General features: G+C 67.3%; 11 protein-coding genes and 1 tRNA gene. 6 read left to right on the plus strand and 6 right to left on the minus strand.

Translation table 11 applies throughout. From position 1 onward, the window contains the following. Positions 1 to 113 precede the first annotated feature (113 nt). On the minus strand, positions 114 to 1,397 hold the full coding sequence (ccrA, locus tag GGD88_RS03340) for a crotonyl-CoA carboxylase/reductase (RefSeq protein WP_184431715.1): 1,284 nt from the start codon (positions 1,395 to 1,397) through the stop codon (positions 114 to 116). 271 nt (positions 1,398 to 1,668) lie between these two features. Here ccrA and GGD88_RS03345 point away from each other — a divergent pair, with 271 nt between their 5' ends. Continuing rightward, a complete protein-coding gene (locus GGD88_RS03345; protein WP_184431717.1) occupies positions 1,669 to 3,684 on the plus strand; it encodes a protein meaA in 2,016 nt (671 codons plus the stop codon). 193 nt (positions 3,685 to 3,877) lie between these two features. Here GGD88_RS03345 and GGD88_RS03350 read toward each other — a convergent pair whose 3' ends face one another. Then, complete coding sequence (locus GGD88_RS03350; protein ID WP_246423538.1) at positions 3,878 to 4,477, minus strand: bactofilin family protein; 600 nt, start codon at positions 4,475 to 4,477, stop codon at positions 3,878 to 3,880. Beyond that, positions 4,461 to 5,792 (minus strand): M23 family metallopeptidase, encoded by a 1,332-nt coding sequence (locus GGD88_RS03355; protein ID WP_184431718.1) that lies wholly within the window; start codon positions 5,790 to 5,792, stop codon positions 4,461 to 4,463. The genes GGD88_RS03350 and GGD88_RS03355 overlap by 17 nt, the downstream gene beginning before the upstream one ends. 373 nt (positions 5,793 to 6,165) lie before the next feature. Here GGD88_RS03355 and GGD88_RS03360 point away from each other — a divergent pair, with 373 nt between their 5' ends. Both GGD88_RS03360 and GGD88_RS03365 read left to right on the plus strand, forming a co-directional pair. Then, a complete protein-coding gene (locus tag GGD88_RS03360) occupies positions 6,166 to 6,633 on the plus strand; it encodes a phosphatidylglycerophosphatase A family protein (protein ID WP_343056233.1) in 468 nt (155 codons plus the stop codon). Then, positions 6,630 to 7,226 (plus strand): nicotinamide-nucleotide amidohydrolase family protein, encoded by a 597-nt coding sequence (locus tag GGD88_RS03365; protein WP_184431720.1) that lies wholly within the window; start codon positions 6,630 to 6,632, stop codon positions 7,224 to 7,226. Before GGD88_RS03360 ends, GGD88_RS03365 begins: the two co-directional genes overlap by 4 nt. 8 nt (positions 7,227 to 7,234) lie before the next feature. Here the strand turns inward: GGD88_RS03365 and GGD88_RS03370 are convergent, their stop codons facing one another. Next, entirely contained in the window at positions 7,235 to 8,353 is a 1,119-nt protein-coding gene (locus GGD88_RS03370) for a CaiB/BaiF CoA transferase family protein (RefSeq protein WP_184431722.1), read from the minus strand. A gap of 242 nt (positions 8,354 to 8,595) precedes the next feature. On the opposite strand from GGD88_RS03370, the gene GGD88_RS03375 reads away from it, so the two are divergent. Continuing rightward, positions 8,596 to 9,963 carry a class I SAM-dependent RNA methyltransferase gene (locus GGD88_RS03375; protein ID WP_184431724.1) on the plus strand — a complete coding sequence of 456 codons (1,368 nt, stop codon included), beginning with the start codon at positions 8,596 to 8,598 and terminating at the stop codon, positions 9,961 to 9,963. 109 nt (positions 9,964 to 10,072) lie between these two features. Here GGD88_RS03375 and GGD88_RS03380 read toward each other — a convergent pair whose 3' ends face one another. Continuing rightward, positions 10,073 to 12,427: a methyl-accepting chemotaxis protein gene (locus GGD88_RS03380; RefSeq protein WP_184431726.1), complete on the minus strand. Its 2,355-nt coding sequence runs from the start codon at positions 12,425 to 12,427 to the stop codon at positions 10,073 to 10,075. Positions 12,428 to 13,500: 1,073 nt separating this feature from the next. Between GGD88_RS03380 and GGD88_RS03385 the strand changes: the two genes are divergently transcribed. Then, positions 13,501 to 13,575, plus strand: a tRNA-Val gene (locus GGD88_RS03385). Position 13,576: 1 nt separating this feature from the next. Here GGD88_RS03385 and GGD88_RS03390 read toward each other — a convergent pair. Next, positions 13,577 to 13,969 carry a hypothetical protein gene (locus tag GGD88_RS03390; RefSeq protein WP_184431728.1) on the minus strand — a complete coding sequence of 131 codons (393 nt, stop codon included), beginning with the start codon at positions 13,967 to 13,969 and terminating at the stop codon, positions 13,577 to 13,579. Between the two features lie 264 nt (positions 13,970 to 14,233). Here GGD88_RS03390 and GGD88_RS03395 point away from each other — a divergent pair, with 264 nt between their 5' ends. Then, positions 14,234 to 15,772 (plus strand): GlsB/YeaQ/YmgE family stress response membrane protein, encoded by a 1,539-nt coding sequence (locus GGD88_RS03395; protein WP_184431730.1) that lies wholly within the window; start codon positions 14,234 to 14,236, stop codon positions 15,770 to 15,772. Positions 15,773 to 15,781: the final 9 nt, after the last annotated feature.

Raw genomic sequence — 15,781 nt, forward strand, 5'->3', positions numbered from 1 at the left:
CCCGGGCGCGCGGGGCACCCGGGGCGGTCATGAGGGGCATACGGTCGGTTGGGGCGCCGCGGACCGCCCGCCCCCCGCGCCCGACGGCGCAGGGGGGCGTCGCGACGGCGTTATCAGCCCTCCAGGCATTCCTCGACGGTGCGCCGGCCCGGCTTCACGGCCTGCACCATCACCGCCATGTTGCCCGGCTTGTGCTCGTTCTTCCACATCTTGGTGTGGGCGTAGGGGATCTGCTCCCACGTGAACACTTCGGACATGCAGGGATCCAGGCGCCGCTCGATCACCAGCTGGTTGGCCTGGGCGGCCTGCATCAGGTTGGCGAAGTGGCTGCCCTGGATACGCTTCTGGCGCATCCAGACGAAGCGGGCATCGAAGGTGATGTTGAAGCCGGTGGTGCCGGCGCAGAACACGACCATGCCGCCGCGCTTCACCACCAGGCAGGAGACCGGGAAGGTGGCCTCGCCGGGATGCTCGAACACGCAGTCGACGTCGTTGCCCTTGCCGGTGATGTCCCAGATGGCGCGGCCGAACTTGTAGGACTCCTTCATGTAGGCCTTGAAGTCCGGCCCGTTGACGTCGGGCAGCCGGCCCCAGCAGTTGAAGTCCTTGCGGTTGATGACGCCCTTGGCGCCCAGCGACATGACGAAGTCACGCTTGCTCTCGTCGGAGATCACGCCGATCGCGTTGGCGCCCGAGACCGCGCAGAGCTGCACCGCCATTGCGCCCAAGCCACCCGACGCGCCCCAGATCAGCACGTTGTGACCCGGGCGCAGCACATGCGGGCGGTGGCCGAACAGCATGCGGTAGGCGGTCGCCAGCGTCAGGGTGTAGCAGGCGCACTCTTCCCAGGTCAGATGCTTGGGCCGGTGCATGAGCTGCTGCGCCTGCACACGGGTGAACTGCGCGAAGGAGCCGTCCGGCGTCTCGTAGCCCCAAATGCGCTGGGTCGGCGAGAACATCGGATCGCCGCCGTTACACTCTTCGTCGTCGCCGTCGTCCTGGTTGCAGTGGACGACCACCTCGTCACCCACTTTCCAGCGCTTGACCTGCGAGCCGACCGCCCAGACGATCCCCGAGGCATCAGAGCCGGCGATGTGGAACGGTTCCTTGTGGGAGTCGAAGACCGAGATCGGCTCGCCCAGCGACGCCCAGATACCGTTGTAGTTGACGCCGGCAGCCATCACCATCACGAGGACCTCGTGCGACTCCAGCTTCGGCACGTCCACCACCTCGACCTGCATCGCGGTCTCCGGCGGGCCGTGGCGCTCACGCCGAATCGCCCAGGCGTACATCTGCTTGGGCACGTGCCCCAGCGGCGGGAACTCGCCCACCTCGTACAGGTCCTTCTTCTCCCGGTTCGCCTGAAGATCAATGACCTCGGCCGTGGCGTTGCTCATGCGTGTGCTCTCCCTTGTTCGTCACCCTTCTGCGCGGCCCCGGCCCCGATCATGATGCAGGGCATGGCGCCGATCCATGCGGCAGGCGCGAAGGGCTTCGGTCCCGCGTTGCGTTCTCCGTCAGGCTATACCCGACTCCGGCCTTCCATCGCAATGCACAAAGTGATAAATAATTGCGCCTGACTCAGAGGGCGAGAAATTATCGTTCCGCTCCGGACAACCCATGATGGTTGACGTTTCCGTAACTTTTCGCGCTGCGATGGAGGTCTGCATGACCGGTACGCCCGAATCCCCCGCCAAGCCTGCTGCACCGCAGCGCGACAAGCCGTGGCTGATCCGCACCTACTCGGGGCACTCCTCGGCCAAGGCGTCGAACGAGCTTTATCGAACGAATCTTGCGCGGGGCCAGACGGGCCTGTCCGTGGCCTTCGACCTGCCCACGCAGACCGGCTACGATTCCGACCATGTTCTCGCCACCGGCGAGGTCGGCAAGGTCGGCGTGCCGATCTGTCACCTGGGCGACATGATGACGCTGTTCGACCAGATCCCGCTGGAGAAGATGAACACGTCGATGACCATCAACGCGCCGGCGGCCTGGCTTCTGGCGCTGTACATCGCGACCGCAGAGAAACAGGGCGCGGACCGCAAGAAGCTCCAGGGCACGGTGCAGAACGACATCATCAAGGAATACCTGTCGCGCGGCACCTACATCTTCCCGCCCGAGCCGTCGATGCGGCTGATCAACGACGTCATCGCCTTCACCTACAAGGAGGTTCCCAAGTGGAACCCCACCAACGTCTGCTCCTATCACCTGCAGGAGGCGGGCGCGACCCCGGAGCAGGAGCTGGCCTACGCGCTGGCGACCGCGCGCGCGGTCCTGGACACGGTGCGCGACTCCGGCCAGGTGCCGCCGGAAGACTTCCCGGTCGTGGTCGGGCGCATCAGCTTCTTCGTCAACGCCGGCATCCGCTTCATCACCGAGATGTGCAAGATGCGGGCGTTCGCCGACCTGTGGGACGAGATCTGCCGCGAGCGCTACGGTGTGGAGAACGAGAAGTACCGCCGCTTCCGCTACGGGGTGCAGGTCAACAGCCTGGGCCTGACCGAACAGCAGCCGGAAAACAACGTCTACCGCATCCTGCTGGAGATGCTGGCGGTGGTGCTGTCCAAGAACGCCCGCGCCCGGGCCGTGCAGCTCCCGGCGTGGAACGAGGCCCTGGGGCTGCCGCGCCCGTGGGATCAACAATGGTCGCTGCGGCTGCAACAGATCGTGGCCTATGAGACCGACCTGCTGGAGTTCGGCGACATCTTCGACGGGTCGACCGAGATCGCCCGCAAGGTGGAGGCGCTGAAGGCCGAGGCACGCGCGGAGCTGGACCGCATCGACGCCATGGGCGGCGCGGTGGCGGCCGTCGAGTCCAGCTACATGAAACAGAAGCTGGTGGAGTCCAACACCCGCCGGCTGGCCGGCATCGAATCCGGCGATATGGTCGTGGTCGGCGTCAACAAGTACACCGAGGGCGCCCCCAGCCCGCTGTCCACCGGCGACGGCGCCATCATGGCGGTGGATGAGGGCGCGGAACGGGCCCAGATCGAAAGCCTCAAAGCGTGGCGTGCGCAGCGCGACGACGCCGCGGTGCAGGCCGCCCTCGCCGATCTCGCCGCGGCCGCACGCGAGGGGCGCAACATCATGGAGCCGTCGATCGCCTGCGCCCATGCCGGCGTCACGACCGGCGAATGGGGCGAGACGCTGCGCGACATTTTCGGCGAGTACCGCGCGCCGACCGGCGTGGCCCGCAATGCCGGGGAGATCACCGCGGGTGAGCGCATGACCGCGGTGCGCCAGCGCGTCAACGACGTCTCCGCGCGTCTCGGTCGCCGGGTCAAGATCCTGGTGGGCAAGCCGGGCCTGGACGGCCACTCCAACGGCGCCGAGCAGATCGCCGTGCGCGCCCGCGATGCCGGCATGGAGGTGGTCTACGAGGGCATCCGCCTGACCCCGGCGCAGATCGTTAACGCCGCCCTGGAGGAGAGCGTACACGTGGTCGGGCTGTCGATCCTGTCGGGCTCCCACGTCACGCTGGTCACCGACGTGCTGGAGCGGATGCGGGCCATCGGCCTGGGCGATATCCCGGTGATTGCCGGCGGCATCATCCCGCCCGAGGACGAGCGCACCCTGCTGGCCGCCGGGGCGGCGCGGATCTACACGCCGAAGGACTACGACGTCACCGCGATCATGGACGACATCGTGTCCATCGTCGATCCGGACCACAAGCGCGCCGCCTGACGCGGAGACCCCCGAAGACCGGGCGGATGAGCGTCCCTCATCCGCCCGGTCGTCCCGTTCATGCCCCATCGCTCCCGCTGCGACCGGCCGCGTGGCCGGCGACACCGGACGTCCGGCGCGCCCCTCACGGACGCGCCAGGGTGGAGACATGAAGGCATCGGAAGAGAAGACCCGGGTGGCCGGCGCGGCCGGGTCAGGAGCCCGTTTTGCTGTCCGCGCTCACCGGCTCGGTTCCGGACTCGTCGGTCTTGGCGCCCGCGCCGCCGGCCGCCGCCGGCTCTCCGACCGCGGACCGGCTGCTGGCCAGGCGCGGCTTGGCCTCGGCGGCCTCCGCCACCGCCGCGTTGCGGTCTGGCAGGCTGAGATCCGGCATCTCGGTCATGCGCCGGCAATGCCCCTCCAGGAAGGCGCCGGGTTCGATGGCGAGGCTCTCGTGCGTGACGTCGCCGATCATCCGCGCCGTGCTGGCCAGGAACACGGACTTGGCGATCACCTGCCCGCTGACCGACCCATGCATGCGCACGGTCTGGGCGCTGACCTCACCGGTCACGGCCCCGGCGATGCCGATGATCAACGACGCGCACTTGATATCGCCCTCGACGCGGCCGTCGATCTGGATTTCGCCGGCGCTGACCAGGTCCCCGGTCACCGTCAGGTCCGCGCTGACGATCGACGGCACCACCCGCTCGGGCGCCGACTCGCCGGCGGTGCGGCGCTCGGGCTTGCGCTCCGGGGCCTGGGTCTGGGCCGCCGGGGCCGCCGGCGTGGGTTTGGTGTTAGCCCGGGAAAACATGCTGGCCGGCCTTCATGAACTTCGCGGGGTTCCGGGGGGTACCCTTGACGCGGATCTCATAGTGCAGGTGCGGCCCGGTGCTGCGCCCTGAATTGCCGACCTGGCCGATCAGATCGCCGCGGGAGACCGACTCTCCAGTCTCCACGGTGATCTTCGACAGGTGGGCGTACAAGGTGGTCAGGCCCAGTCCGTGGCTGATCTCGATCGTCCGACCATAGCGGCCGCGCCACCCAGCGTAAACAACCTTTCCCGCCGCCGGCGCCACCACCGGCGTGCCCGGGGGCGCGGAGAAGTCCTGGCCCTCGTGGCGCGCCAGGCGGCCGTTGATCGGATCCCGGCGCACCCCGAACGGACTGCTGAGGCGATACCCGCTGAGCACCGGCCGGGTCAGCGGCAGGTGTTCGGTCAGATCCCGCAGCGCATCCAGCCGGTCGACGTGCGTGTTGAGAAGGGTCACCGACTCTTTCAGCACCGGCTTGTCCAGGATCGGCAGATCGGCCGGGACGAACGGGCCCCCCTTGCCGTCGCCGTCCCCCGCCGTGGTCATCGCCTCCAGCATGCTGTCGATGTCGAGCCCGACTTCGGCCAGGCTGCCCTCGATGTCGGCAATGCGGGTCTGAGCGACGGCGCCGAAGTGATCGAGAAGCGCGGCCTGCGCGGTCTCCATCTCGATGACCAGGTCTTCCAGGTCGTTGACCCGCCGGGTCAGGGCCTGGTTCTCCTCCAGCGCCAGATCACGCTGGAGCACCGTCTTGCGCATTTCGAGTTCGAAATCGTCGAACCGCGTGAGGAGCTGGTGCGCCTCCGACAGCTCGGCCATGCCCGCTTCCATCTCGGCCAGTTGGCCGAGTAGCGCGTCACGCGCCCGGCCGGCTTCCTCCTGCCAGGTCGCGGCGCCGTCGTCGCCGGCCGCCGCGTCCGCCCGCTGGCGCGGGGCCGGCGTGTCCTCGCTGCCGACGTACCGGGCCATCACGGCGGTGTTGTCCTCCAGACTGCGGGTGACGGCGGCGACCTGATCCCGGTACAGAGCCACCTCCGCGAGGAGCTGCTTGTAGCTGTCCTGGGCTTCCTGCACCTCCGCCGTCTTGGCGTCGATGACGGCGTCGACCCAGATCACCATCGCCACGCTGTAGGTGACGACCCCGAGCATGATGACGCCGACCACCGCCGCGACCGCCTGGCTGAGGCTGCCCAGGGTCCAGGACTGAAAGCCCCCCGTATCCGTGCGGATCATCACGTGACGTTCGGGAAACGCCCGCCGCAGGGCACGTTTCCATTGGGGCAGGCTGAGCTGCTGGGGATCAAACTCCGACATGAATGGCGTCTTCCTGTCCGTGTCCTGCTCCGTGTCCTTCAGCGGCCGCCGCCGCGCGACCGCCGTGAGGGCGCTTGCCAGGGACCCGCAGGCATGCCACACCGGGGCGGTCCGGAGCTGGACCGACCCCTGTCTCGAAGCCGTGGCGGGGGTCCCGACGCCCCGCGTACGCTTATGAGTAAACGCCGTCGTGCGCAACCCGATCGCCGAAGTCCGTTGTGACTCAGGGCTCTCCGCCGGGCCCGCCGCGCCTTTGCGGCAACACCGGGGCGAAAAAAAGGCGAATCGGCCGATCGTGTGACGAACCACCTGGACCGTTGCCGAATTGTCACAGACACCGCTCGATACACCCCCGCCGACCCCGCGCCCCTCCGTGCCCGCCCCCCTGATCCGCGGCCTCGCGACTTGGTTCGGCAGCGGCCTCAGCCCGTGGGCGCCGGGGACCATGGGCTCCCTGGCCGCCCTGCCCTTCGCCTGGGGCCTGGTCTGGCTCGGCGGCCCCTGGTTGCTGCTCGGGGCGGCGCTGGCGGTGTTCGCCCTTGGCGTGCCGGTGAGCGCGGTCTACGGTCGAAGGGTTGGCCGTCATGATGCACCGGAGATCGTCATTGACGAGGTCGCGGGCCAGTGGCTGACGCTGACGGTGGTCCCGCTGGACCCTGTGGCCTACGGCCTTGGCTTCGTCGCCTTCCGGGCCGCGGACATCGTCAAGCCGTGGCCGATCGGCTGGATCGACCGCCGCGTGGGCGGCGGCTTCGGCGTCATGGCCGACGACATGGTGGCCGGTGCGCTCGCCGCCGCGGCCCTATCGCTGGTGTTTCTGCTCTGGAGCCCGCCGCTATGAGCGCCCTGGCCAAGGATCTCGTGGAGCACGCCCGCGCCGTGATGGCGGTGTGCCGCGACCGCGACCTGCTCATCACCGTGGCCGAGTCGTGCACCGGCGGACTGCTGGCCGCCAGCCTGACAGCCGTGCCGGGCGCCAGCGCGGTGTTCGACCGTGGCTTCGTCACCTACTCCAACGCCGCCAAGACCCAGCTCCTGGGGGTCGAACCGGAGCTTCTGGACTCGGTCGGCGCGGTCAGCGAAGACGTGGCCGTGGCGATGGCCCTGGGCGCCCTCGCGGCCAGCGGCACGGGCCTCAGCGTCGCCATCACCGGCATCGCCGGGCCGGGCGGCGCCACCGAGACCAAGCCGCTCGGCCTGGTACACCTGGCGGCCGCCCGCATCGACGGTCTGGTGCGGCCGAAACGCTATGTGTTCGCCGGCGGCCGCGACGACGTGCGCCTGGCCGCGGCCCACGCGGCCCTCGATCTCCTGGAGGAACTCGCCACCCTGCACGAGGACGTGGAGGACGACGAGGACGTGGACGACGAGGACACGGACGCCGCCACGGACAGGATCGGCCCCGCAGCGGGAACGCCCAAGCGGACCGACTGAGCGGCGCCCTATCCCCTGCCCTGCCAGGCCGCGACCACGGCGGCCGCGTCCGCCTCGACCAGCGGGCGGCGCGGCGGGGGTGGCGTCCCGTCCAGCAGCACCGGCAGCACCGTGTCGATCAGGCCGTCGCCCGCCCCGTCGCGGTGGATCAGGTCGCGGGCCCGGACATGGGGCTGGTCCGGCACCTCGTCGGCGTGCAGCACGGGCTCGAAGCAGCAGTCGACGCCGCCCAGCACCGCTTGCCACTCGGCCAGCGGCCGGGTCGCGAACAGCGCCTCCAGATCCGCGATCAGCCCCCTCTGGGGCAGCGGCTCGGCCTGGCGGTCGGCCCAGTCCGGCCGCGCGACAGCGCCACAGAAGGCGCGCCAGAACACCGGCTCGATGGCGGCCAGGGCGGCGAAGCGGCCGTCAGCGGTCCGGTAACAGCGGTAGTACGCCGCGCCGCCGTTCAGCGCGTCGGCCTCGCGGGCCAGGCCGCCACGTTGGCCCAACACCAGGCCAAGGCCGTTCAGGGCGGCGGCGCTTTCGAACAGGCTGACGTCGAGGACGGCCCCGCGCCCGGTGCGCAGGCGGCGCAGCAGCGCGGCCAGCACCCCGATCACCGCCGTCAGCGCGCCGGCGTGATCGGCCAGCGGCGGGAACGGCATGACCGGGCGCTCGGCCGGTCCGGTGGCGTCCAGGGCGCCGCTCAGCGCCAGGTAGCCCAGGTCGTGGCCGGCGCGCAGACGCAACGGCCCCTCCTGTCCGAAACCGGACAGCGCGCAATGCACCAGATGGGAGGCGATCTGCTCCAGCCGCGCGCGCCCGAAGCCAAGCCGCTCCAGCACGCCCGGGCGGTAGCTTTCCACCAGCACATGGGCCTTGCGCAAGAGTGCTTCCAGGTGGGCGCGCCCCTCCTCGGTCTTGAGATCCAGCCGGATCACCGTCTTGTTGCGGTTCAGCACCCGATAGAAGGGCGACAGTCCATCCGGATCGGGCGGGCCGAACGTCCGCATCGGGTCTCCTCCCGGCGGCTCCACCTTCACCACCTCGGCCCCCAGGTCGGCGAGCAGCAGCGCGGCGTAGGGGCCGGGGATGTACTGGCCCAGGTCGAGCACCTTCAGGCCCTTCATGGCATCGGTCAGCATGGCGCGCCTTTCGGACGGACACGGGACAGGCAGACCCCGTTAGCGCGGATCGCGATCAATCGGTACCACGATGTGGTTCGGATTGATCGCGTGAATCCGCGCGACCTATATGATTCTCAGCCGATTTGTGCGGCAAACCGAAATCGCGCCGCGAGTCCGGTTTGTCGCAATCGGCTGTATAGGCATGGCGCCAGACCCCGGGAAGCCTTGCGGCCACACGCCGGCTGGCGTACTCCGGCGCCATGACCCGACACCCGCACCCCGCCCCCGGCCGCACGCCCCGCCGGACCGGCGCCGGTCGACGCCGGCCCCGGGCGCGCTGGACCGGACCCGATCCGCTGGACCTCACGGTCGACGCCCTCGGCGCTCAGGGCGACGGCCTGGCCCGACACGGCCCGGAGCGCCTGTTCCTGCCCGGCGCCCTGCCCGGGGAGCGCGTGCGTGCCCGCGTCGGGGACCGCACCGGCGATGGCTGGCGGACCCGCGTGGAAGCGGTGCTGACGCCCGCCCCGGACCGGGTGGGGGCGCCGTGCCCGCACTTCGGCCCCTGCGGCGGGTGCAGTCTCCAGCACCTGGCGCCGCCCGCCCTGACGGCCTGGAAGCACCGTCAGGTCGTCGAGGCCCTGGCCCGGCGGGGCCTGGGCGCGGTCACCGTGGATGCCGTGGTGACCATCCCGCCGGGCTCGCGGCGCCGCTGCACCCTGGCGTGGCGCCGTACCGGCGCGGGCGTGGTGCTCGGCTTTCACGCTGCCGACAGTCACCGCCTGGAGGACGTCCGCACCTGCGCCCTGCTGACGCCGCGCCTGGGGGCTCTGCTGGCGCCGCTGCGCGCGCTGCTGGCCGCCATCGGGTCGACGGACGGACGACGTGGTCCGGAGGCGGGACAGGTCAGCCTGACCGACACCGAGACGGGGGTGGACTGCACCCTCACACTGCCGGGGCCGCCGGATCTGGCGGCCCGCGAGCGACTGGCCGCGTTCGCAGAGGCCGAAGACGTGGCGCGACTGTCCGGTCAGTGGGGAGAGACCGCGGAACCTGTGGCCGAGCGCCGGGCGCCCGTGGTGCGGTTCGCCGGCGTGCCGGTCAGGCTGCCGCCGCTGGCGTTCCTGCAACCCTCGCCGGAGGGCGCCGCGGCGATCACGGAGGCGGTGCTGGCCCGGCTGCCCGCCGGCACCGGCCCCGTGCTGGACCTGTATGCCGGCCTCGGCACCCTGTCGCTGCCGATCGCGATGACCGGCCGCCCGGTGCACGCGGTGGACGGCACCGCGGAGGCCATCGCGGCGCTGGCGGCCGCGCCCGCCCCGCGCGGCCGGCTCACCACCACGGTGCGTGATCTGGCCCGCGATCCCGTCGACGGGGCGGCGCTGGCGACCTACGGCGCGGCGGTGTTCGATCCGCCGCGGGCCGGAGCCGCCGCCCAGGCGGCCGCCCTGGCCGCGCACGGGCCGCCGCAGGTGGTGGCGGTGTCCTGCAAGCCCGCGACCTTCGCCCGTGACGCACGAACGCTGGTCGACGGTGGCTATCGCCTGGGTCCGGTCACCCCGATCGACCAGTTCCCGTGGTCGGCCCATGTGGAAGTGGTGGCGGTGTTCCGGCGCGATCCCACCTGACCGCAAACCCCAGGCCGGGGACCAAACCAAAACGGACCCACAGGGTGGGTCCGTTCCAGCGCGTCGGCTGCGACGACGTGCGTCTCAGGCCGCCAGGCGGCCGGGGGTCTCAGGCCGCCAGACGGCCGGCCCGGGCGACGACCTTCTCGAGCGCGGCGGCGGCCGCGTCGCCTTCCTCCAGTTCCAGCCGGATGTGGGTGGTCTTGGCGGTCTTGGCGACGATGGAGCCGGGCAGCGCCCCAAGGCCCGGCACCGTGATGGTGAACGCGTGCCCGCGCGGCTGGTCCAGGACCCGGTCCAGCGCCCCCACGCCGCTGCGCGCCAGCGCCCGCAGCTGGCAGATCTGCGCCCGGCCGTCGCCCGTGTCCACCGTCACCGACAGCTTGACCGCATGCAGGTCATTGGCGAACCGGTCCTCCTCCGTGCCGCCGCGCACCAGGTGTTCCAGGGCCGCCTGCATCTCGTCGACGCGCTTCTGCACGTCCTGCGCCGCCTGTTCGACCGAGCGGGCATGCCCGCCGGTGACCGTGCTCGCCTCGGAGACCTCGCCGATGTTCTGCGCCGACTCCTGGGTGTTGTGCGAAGCCTGCTGCGCGTTGCTGCTGATCTCCTGGGTGGCGGCGGTCTGTTCCTCGACGGCGGCGGAGACGGCCGTCGTGATCTCGTTCATCTCGCCGATCACGTTGGCGATTTCCTGGATGGCGTCGACCGCCTCCTTGGTGGCCGCCTGCATGGCGCCGATCTGGGTGGCAATCTCCTCGGTCGCCTTGGCGGTCTGGTTGGCCAGCGTCTTGACCTCGTTGGCCACCACCGCGAACCCCTTGCCGGCCTCGCCGGCGCGCGCCGCCTCGATCGTGGCGTTCAGGGCCAGCAGGTTGGTCTGCTTGGCGATATCGTTGATGAGGCCGACAACCTCGCCGATCTCGTTGGCCGCCCGGGCCAGCCCCTGGATGCGCTCGTTGGTGGTCTCGGCCTGCTGCACGGCGCGATGCGCGGTCGTCGTCGAGGCGCTCACCTGACGGCTGATCTCGGCCACGGACCCGGCCATCTCCTCGGCCGCCGCGGCCACCGCGTCGACGCTTTGCGCGGCCGCCCGCGACGCGCCGGCTGCCGCCTCGGACCGGTTCTCCGTCTGGCCGACGGACTTGGCCATCTCCCGCGCGGCGTCGTGCATGGCGTCGGCCTGGGTCTGCACCAGGGCGATCGCGCTGCGCACCTCCTCATCCAGGGCATGCGTGAGGCCGAACATCTCCGCCTTGACCTTGCGCGCGTTGCGGCGGTGCATCGCCTCCTGTTCGGCGGCCATTTCACGCAGCTTGTAGCCGTTCTCCTTGAACACCTGCATGGCATCGGCCACATCGCCGATCTCGTCGGTCCGCGACCGCCCCGGAATCTCGACCTCCAGGTCGTCGTGGGCCAACCGTTCCATGGCACCGGTCATGGCCCGCAGCGGACGGCTGAGCAGACGGCTCAGCAGGAACACGATCAAACCCAGCACCACGAGGGCGGCCAGCGGGTTGACGATGGCCTGTACCGTCGTGGATTGAAGCTGAGTCTGGCTCAGTTCCTGCACGCGCGCGTCCAGACGCTCGCCGTAGCGCGCCGACGTCTCCTTGACCTCTTGGCGCTGGGCTTCGGTCACGTCGGTGAGCGCGGCCATTTCCTGGGCCTGCTCCGCCTCCAGCGCCTCCAGACGCTCGGCCGCCCGCTCTTCGAGCGCCACCAGACCGGCCCGCGAGACCGCCACCTCAAGCACGCCGCGGGGCTCGTCGGTGCGCCCGTGGCACCCCTGGCATTCCGGATCGTTGTCGAGCACCGCGAACGAGAACAGCACCGGTTGCAGGGCGCCCTGGTCGTCCTCGACCTCGCCCGGCAACACGGCCTCGCCGTCGTCGGCCGCCAGGGCGGTCTCGAGCCCCGGCCGGCGGTCGTCGGGAATGGGGACCGGGTTCTCGCTCGACCGCGCCTCGAAGTAGGTGGTCCCCAGGGTGGCGTTCACGGTCTCGATGGTGCTGTTGTCCGAGAAGGCCGCGATGCCGGTGGGCCGCCACACGTCGATCGACAGGATGTCGGGGTTTTCCGACAGCGTGTACATGATGTCCTCGGCCGTGGTCGCCTCGCCGCTCATCATGGCCGCGCGGATCATGGTCGTCGCCGACGCCGAGATGCCCGCATGCTTGCCGGCGATGAACCGGCGCTCACCGACGCTGTCGGCGCGGGCCTCGGTGGTGGCCGCCTCGTGCTCGGCCGCCAGGCGCGCCAGCCCGGCCTTGACCTCCTCGTCGACGACCTCACCGATGAAGGCGTCCTTCTGCTCGATGATGGCGTTCACGTCGGACGCAAAGTCCTGCGTCTCGGACCGGACGATCGTCGAGAAGTAGTAGACGAGGCCGGTGTTGATCAGCGCGATCACAATCACGAGCACGACCACGGTCGCAGTGATCTTCGCGGTCAACGACTTCATAAGGTTCATTTCTTGCCCCACCGAAAAGCGTGTCCGTCCGGCATGTCGCCCGTCCAAGCGCTGTTCCGACCGCCAAACCCAGGCTCGTCCAACATGTCCGCCACCTCAACTCTTGGCAGGTGGCCGACTGTTCCTTTTATTCGTTCTTAACTAACCCGCTACCGGCCAAGATGAGTGAAAACCCTAGTATACTGTGGCACGGGTTGTGAATATGGCTTGGGAGGTATTAGTTCAGCGCCCCGCCCCTCACGAAGGCACCCCCAAAGCATTCCGCCGGCGGCGGTATCCCTCTACTGGCGGAAGTCCCGCGCTCCTCTCGGCCACCTTCATTCTTTCGCAGCATGAACGCCGTGAGCCGAACGGCGCAATGACAATCGTCGGGACGGCTGCCGATGTTTGCAGGACGGTTTCCACGGCCCCCGAAGGTGACCGACGTCGCGCCCCCTGCCCCGGACGCCGGTCCCGGGCCGAGGATCCCGCCCGGCGCCGTGCGATCTGTCCGCGGTGTGCCATGGTTTGCCCCGCCACGCGTGGCCTGACGGGACCATCCGGCCCCTGCGGTCGGTTCGAGCGGCATCGAGCCGGGGGACGGCGCGGGTCCACGAAATGAGCCGCGGGCAGCGGCGCAATCCGAATCCGAAGATATATAGAAGGAAGACAGCTCGCGGTGCCCACACCGATTAACCTTACGTACAGAAAACTTTGCTACGCTGATACTCTAATCATGATCAACAAAGCGGACACGCAGTCTTTCGACATAGGAGGAATGTCATGTTCGTTTTCAGGCGACAGCTTACCACCTTCCTATATATGACTTACGGCGTACTCAGCATTGTCGCCGTCATCGAGTGGACGGCCATCTAGGGCGCAGGGCGGCGGCGGCTCCGGCTCCCACTCGGGGTCGGCCGTCGCGGGCCGGGCGAGACGAACGGCCGCAAAGGGGTTGCATTGCGCGTTCGGCCGGAGTAGAAGGGCCGCCTTCGGGGGCGCTGCCGGCCCATCCGGAGTACCGGAACCGGCACCAAGCCCGGCAAGCCAGGGTCCGGATCGGGCCCCGGTTCTCAGGCTTCTTTGGGCGCGTAGCTCAGCGGGAGAGCACTACGTTGACATCGTAGGGGTCGCTGGTTCAATCCCAGCCGCGCCCACCATTCAAGAGCCTGAAGCGGCTCGGGTTTTAGGAACGGCGGCCAGCGTGAGAACGTTGGTCGCCGTTTCTTTTGGTCGCAATTTGGTCGCGTCCAGGCGGCGGGGGCCGGTCATGTGGCCGTCGATCTCGGCCGCCAGATCGTCGATCACACCGCGCGGGACGTGCAAAAACGTCGGGTCGACGTCGGCGTACTCCTCTGTCGTGGCCATGCCGCGCAGGCTGTGCCCGAGCCACGCGGCGGTGTCGGCCATCGGCACACCTCTCGCCCGCAGTAGGCGGGCCATGGACCGGCGCACGGTGTAGGGCGTGACCGTGCGGGTGGCCCGGTCGGTGGCGCCCAGCAGCAGCGCGCCGGCATCCGAGGTGAGGACGCCGCCATCGAAATCGGCCACCACCGCACGGCCATCCACGCGTGCAAAGGTCATCGCGGTTGAGGTACACTCTGTCGGCATCGGGGACTCCTGTGACATCGGCCTATATGTTTGGTTCCACTTGCATTTTTGCCGATTTCACGCCCCGATGCACCACCCCTCGTGAGAAATGCGGGTTAGAACGGCTGACCACACTCAAAACACCTTGACAACCGCAGGCCAAAACTTCCTAATAAAGATAACTATTCAGTGCTCCTTTCCTTCAAATGGCAATGCCAGGAGGCGGTTATGGAAAACTTCATGTCCGAACCTAAGAGTGGCGTAAAAAGAGCACAGCAAAACAATGATATAGGCGAGCGATACGAGAAAGCACTAGTCAATGGCATCGCTGTTAATCCCCTGTTTCCCAATGCGGCAAAACAACAAATGGCTTCGTTGGTGGAAGAAATCGCTCGATCAGATGAAAACATTAATACATTTCTAAATTGGGATACGCGTTCAGCCCAACTTGGCGGGCACCTCGCTGAAGAATTTCACGCAAATACATTTAATATGGATGCGATAAATAAAGATAATGCTATGCGTCTTGAAACCGGTTTAGATAATAACTTGGTTCCTAAAAATCATGAAATAAATGACCTTGTTGTTAACAAGGATAACATTGTGGCGCGTTCGGCGCAATCAAAATACGATAAAGCACCGGAGGTTACGGCACATGATCTCTCCCAACTTAATTTTAATAATACAGCAGCAAAGTATTCCGATGTCGATGTAGCCCTTGTCCCCTCTGATCAGCTTAGCGCTGTAAAAGCCTACTCCCAAAAGAGATCAGAAGATCTGCTCCAGAAGGCTCAACAGTTACTAGAAAGTGGGGCGGAGCCTGCCGAAATTGCAACTAAAAAAGCTGAAGCTGAAGCTTACCGATTGACTGCCCAAAAAGCTAATGACCGAATTGAGCACGAAGGCATTTCATCATCGCCGCTTAGCAAGAAAGGAGCAAATCAGCTTGGTGACGGAAATACCTCTGAGCTCGATAAGTTTCGTTCTGGCTATAAAACAAAATCAACGCTTTACCAAATGAAACGGTCAGCTGCTAGCGCTGCTGCGCTGTCGGCCATAATTGTAGGAACCGTAAATTGTTCACGATACCTTAAACTTGTTAAAGACGGCAAAATCACAACTCAAGAGGCTGTCGTGAAGATTACTGGCGAAACCGCTGCGGCATCAGCAGCTAGCGCCATTAATGCGGCAGCAGTGACCGGTGTTCACAGTACCCTTGTTCGGGTGACTGGCCAACAAGCAGTTGCTCCTCTTGCCCGCCAGACGCTCGGGGTGATGTTTCGCTCTAATATGGTGACAGTGGGAGCCGTTTGTGCCGTAGATGCTGTAAAGGACGTCGTTCTGATGGCCGCGGGCAAAATCACTCTAGAGGAACTTGGAGAACGCCAGGGCAGGGGCATTATGACCACGTCATCTGGTGTGGTTGGGGGGTCGATAGGAGCGGCAGCGGTCGGTGCGCTCACCACCACGGCAGCGTTGCCCCTTATGGCGGGCGGCCTGGTAGGCGGAGTTATCGGAGCTGTTGCTATGAACTTCGCTATTGAAAAAGGGATCGATGGTCCTTATCGAGAAATATGCGCCGATCTGGAAACTCTTCAAGATTCAGCTCAATGGCTTGATCAAGTTTCTAAAGAGTTTTTCAATGGTCAGGTTCTGTTTGAAGAGTTTTTAAAAGAAAGCCACGACCTTGACGGCAAAATTCAACGAATGCAGAGCCGGGCTAGGCAAAGCACGGCCCAAATGCGGGCGTCTATCGACAAGATCTAAGAGGGATTT

The sequence above is a fragment of the Roseospira goensis genome, from assembly GCF_014197795.1.
GTDB classification, from domain to species: domain Bacteria; phylum Pseudomonadota; class Alphaproteobacteria; order Rhodospirillales; family Rhodospirillaceae; genus Rhodospira; species Rhodospira goensis.

Bases quoted from the DNA above. Each gene is read 5' to 3' on its own strand.
- ccrA (WP_184431715.1), bottom strand. From the start codon at position 1,397: ATGAGCAACGCCACGGCCGAGGTCATTGATCTTCAGGCGAACCGGGAG.
- GGD88_RS03345 (WP_184431717.1), top strand. From the start codon at position 1,669: ATGACCGGTACGCCCGAATCCCCCGCCAAGCCTGCTGCACCGCAGCGC.
- GGD88_RS03350 (WP_246423538.1), bottom strand. From the start codon at position 4,477: ATGTTTTCCCGGGCTAACACCAAACCCACGCCGGCGGCCCCGGCGGCC.
- GGD88_RS03355 (WP_184431718.1), bottom strand. From the start codon at position 5,792: ATGTCGGAGTTTGATCCCCAGCAGCTCAGCCTGCCCCAATGGAAACGT.
- GGD88_RS03365 (WP_184431720.1), top strand. From the start codon at position 6,630: ATGAGCGCCCTGGCCAAGGATCTCGTGGAGCACGCCCGCGCCGTGATG.
- GGD88_RS03370 (WP_184431722.1), bottom strand. From the start codon at position 8,353: ATGCTGACCGATGCCATGAAGGGCCTGAAGGTGCTCGACCTGGGCCAG.
- GGD88_RS03375 (WP_184431724.1), top strand. From the start codon at position 8,596: ATGACCCGACACCCGCACCCCGCCCCCGGCCGCACGCCCCGCCGGACC.
- GGD88_RS03380 (WP_184431726.1), bottom strand. From the start codon at position 12,427: ATGAAGTCGTTGACCGCGAAGATCACTGCGACCGTGGTCGTGCTCGTG.
- GGD88_RS03395 (WP_184431730.1), top strand. From the start codon at position 14,234: ATGGAAAACTTCATGTCCGAACCTAAGAGTGGCGTAAAAAGAGCACAG.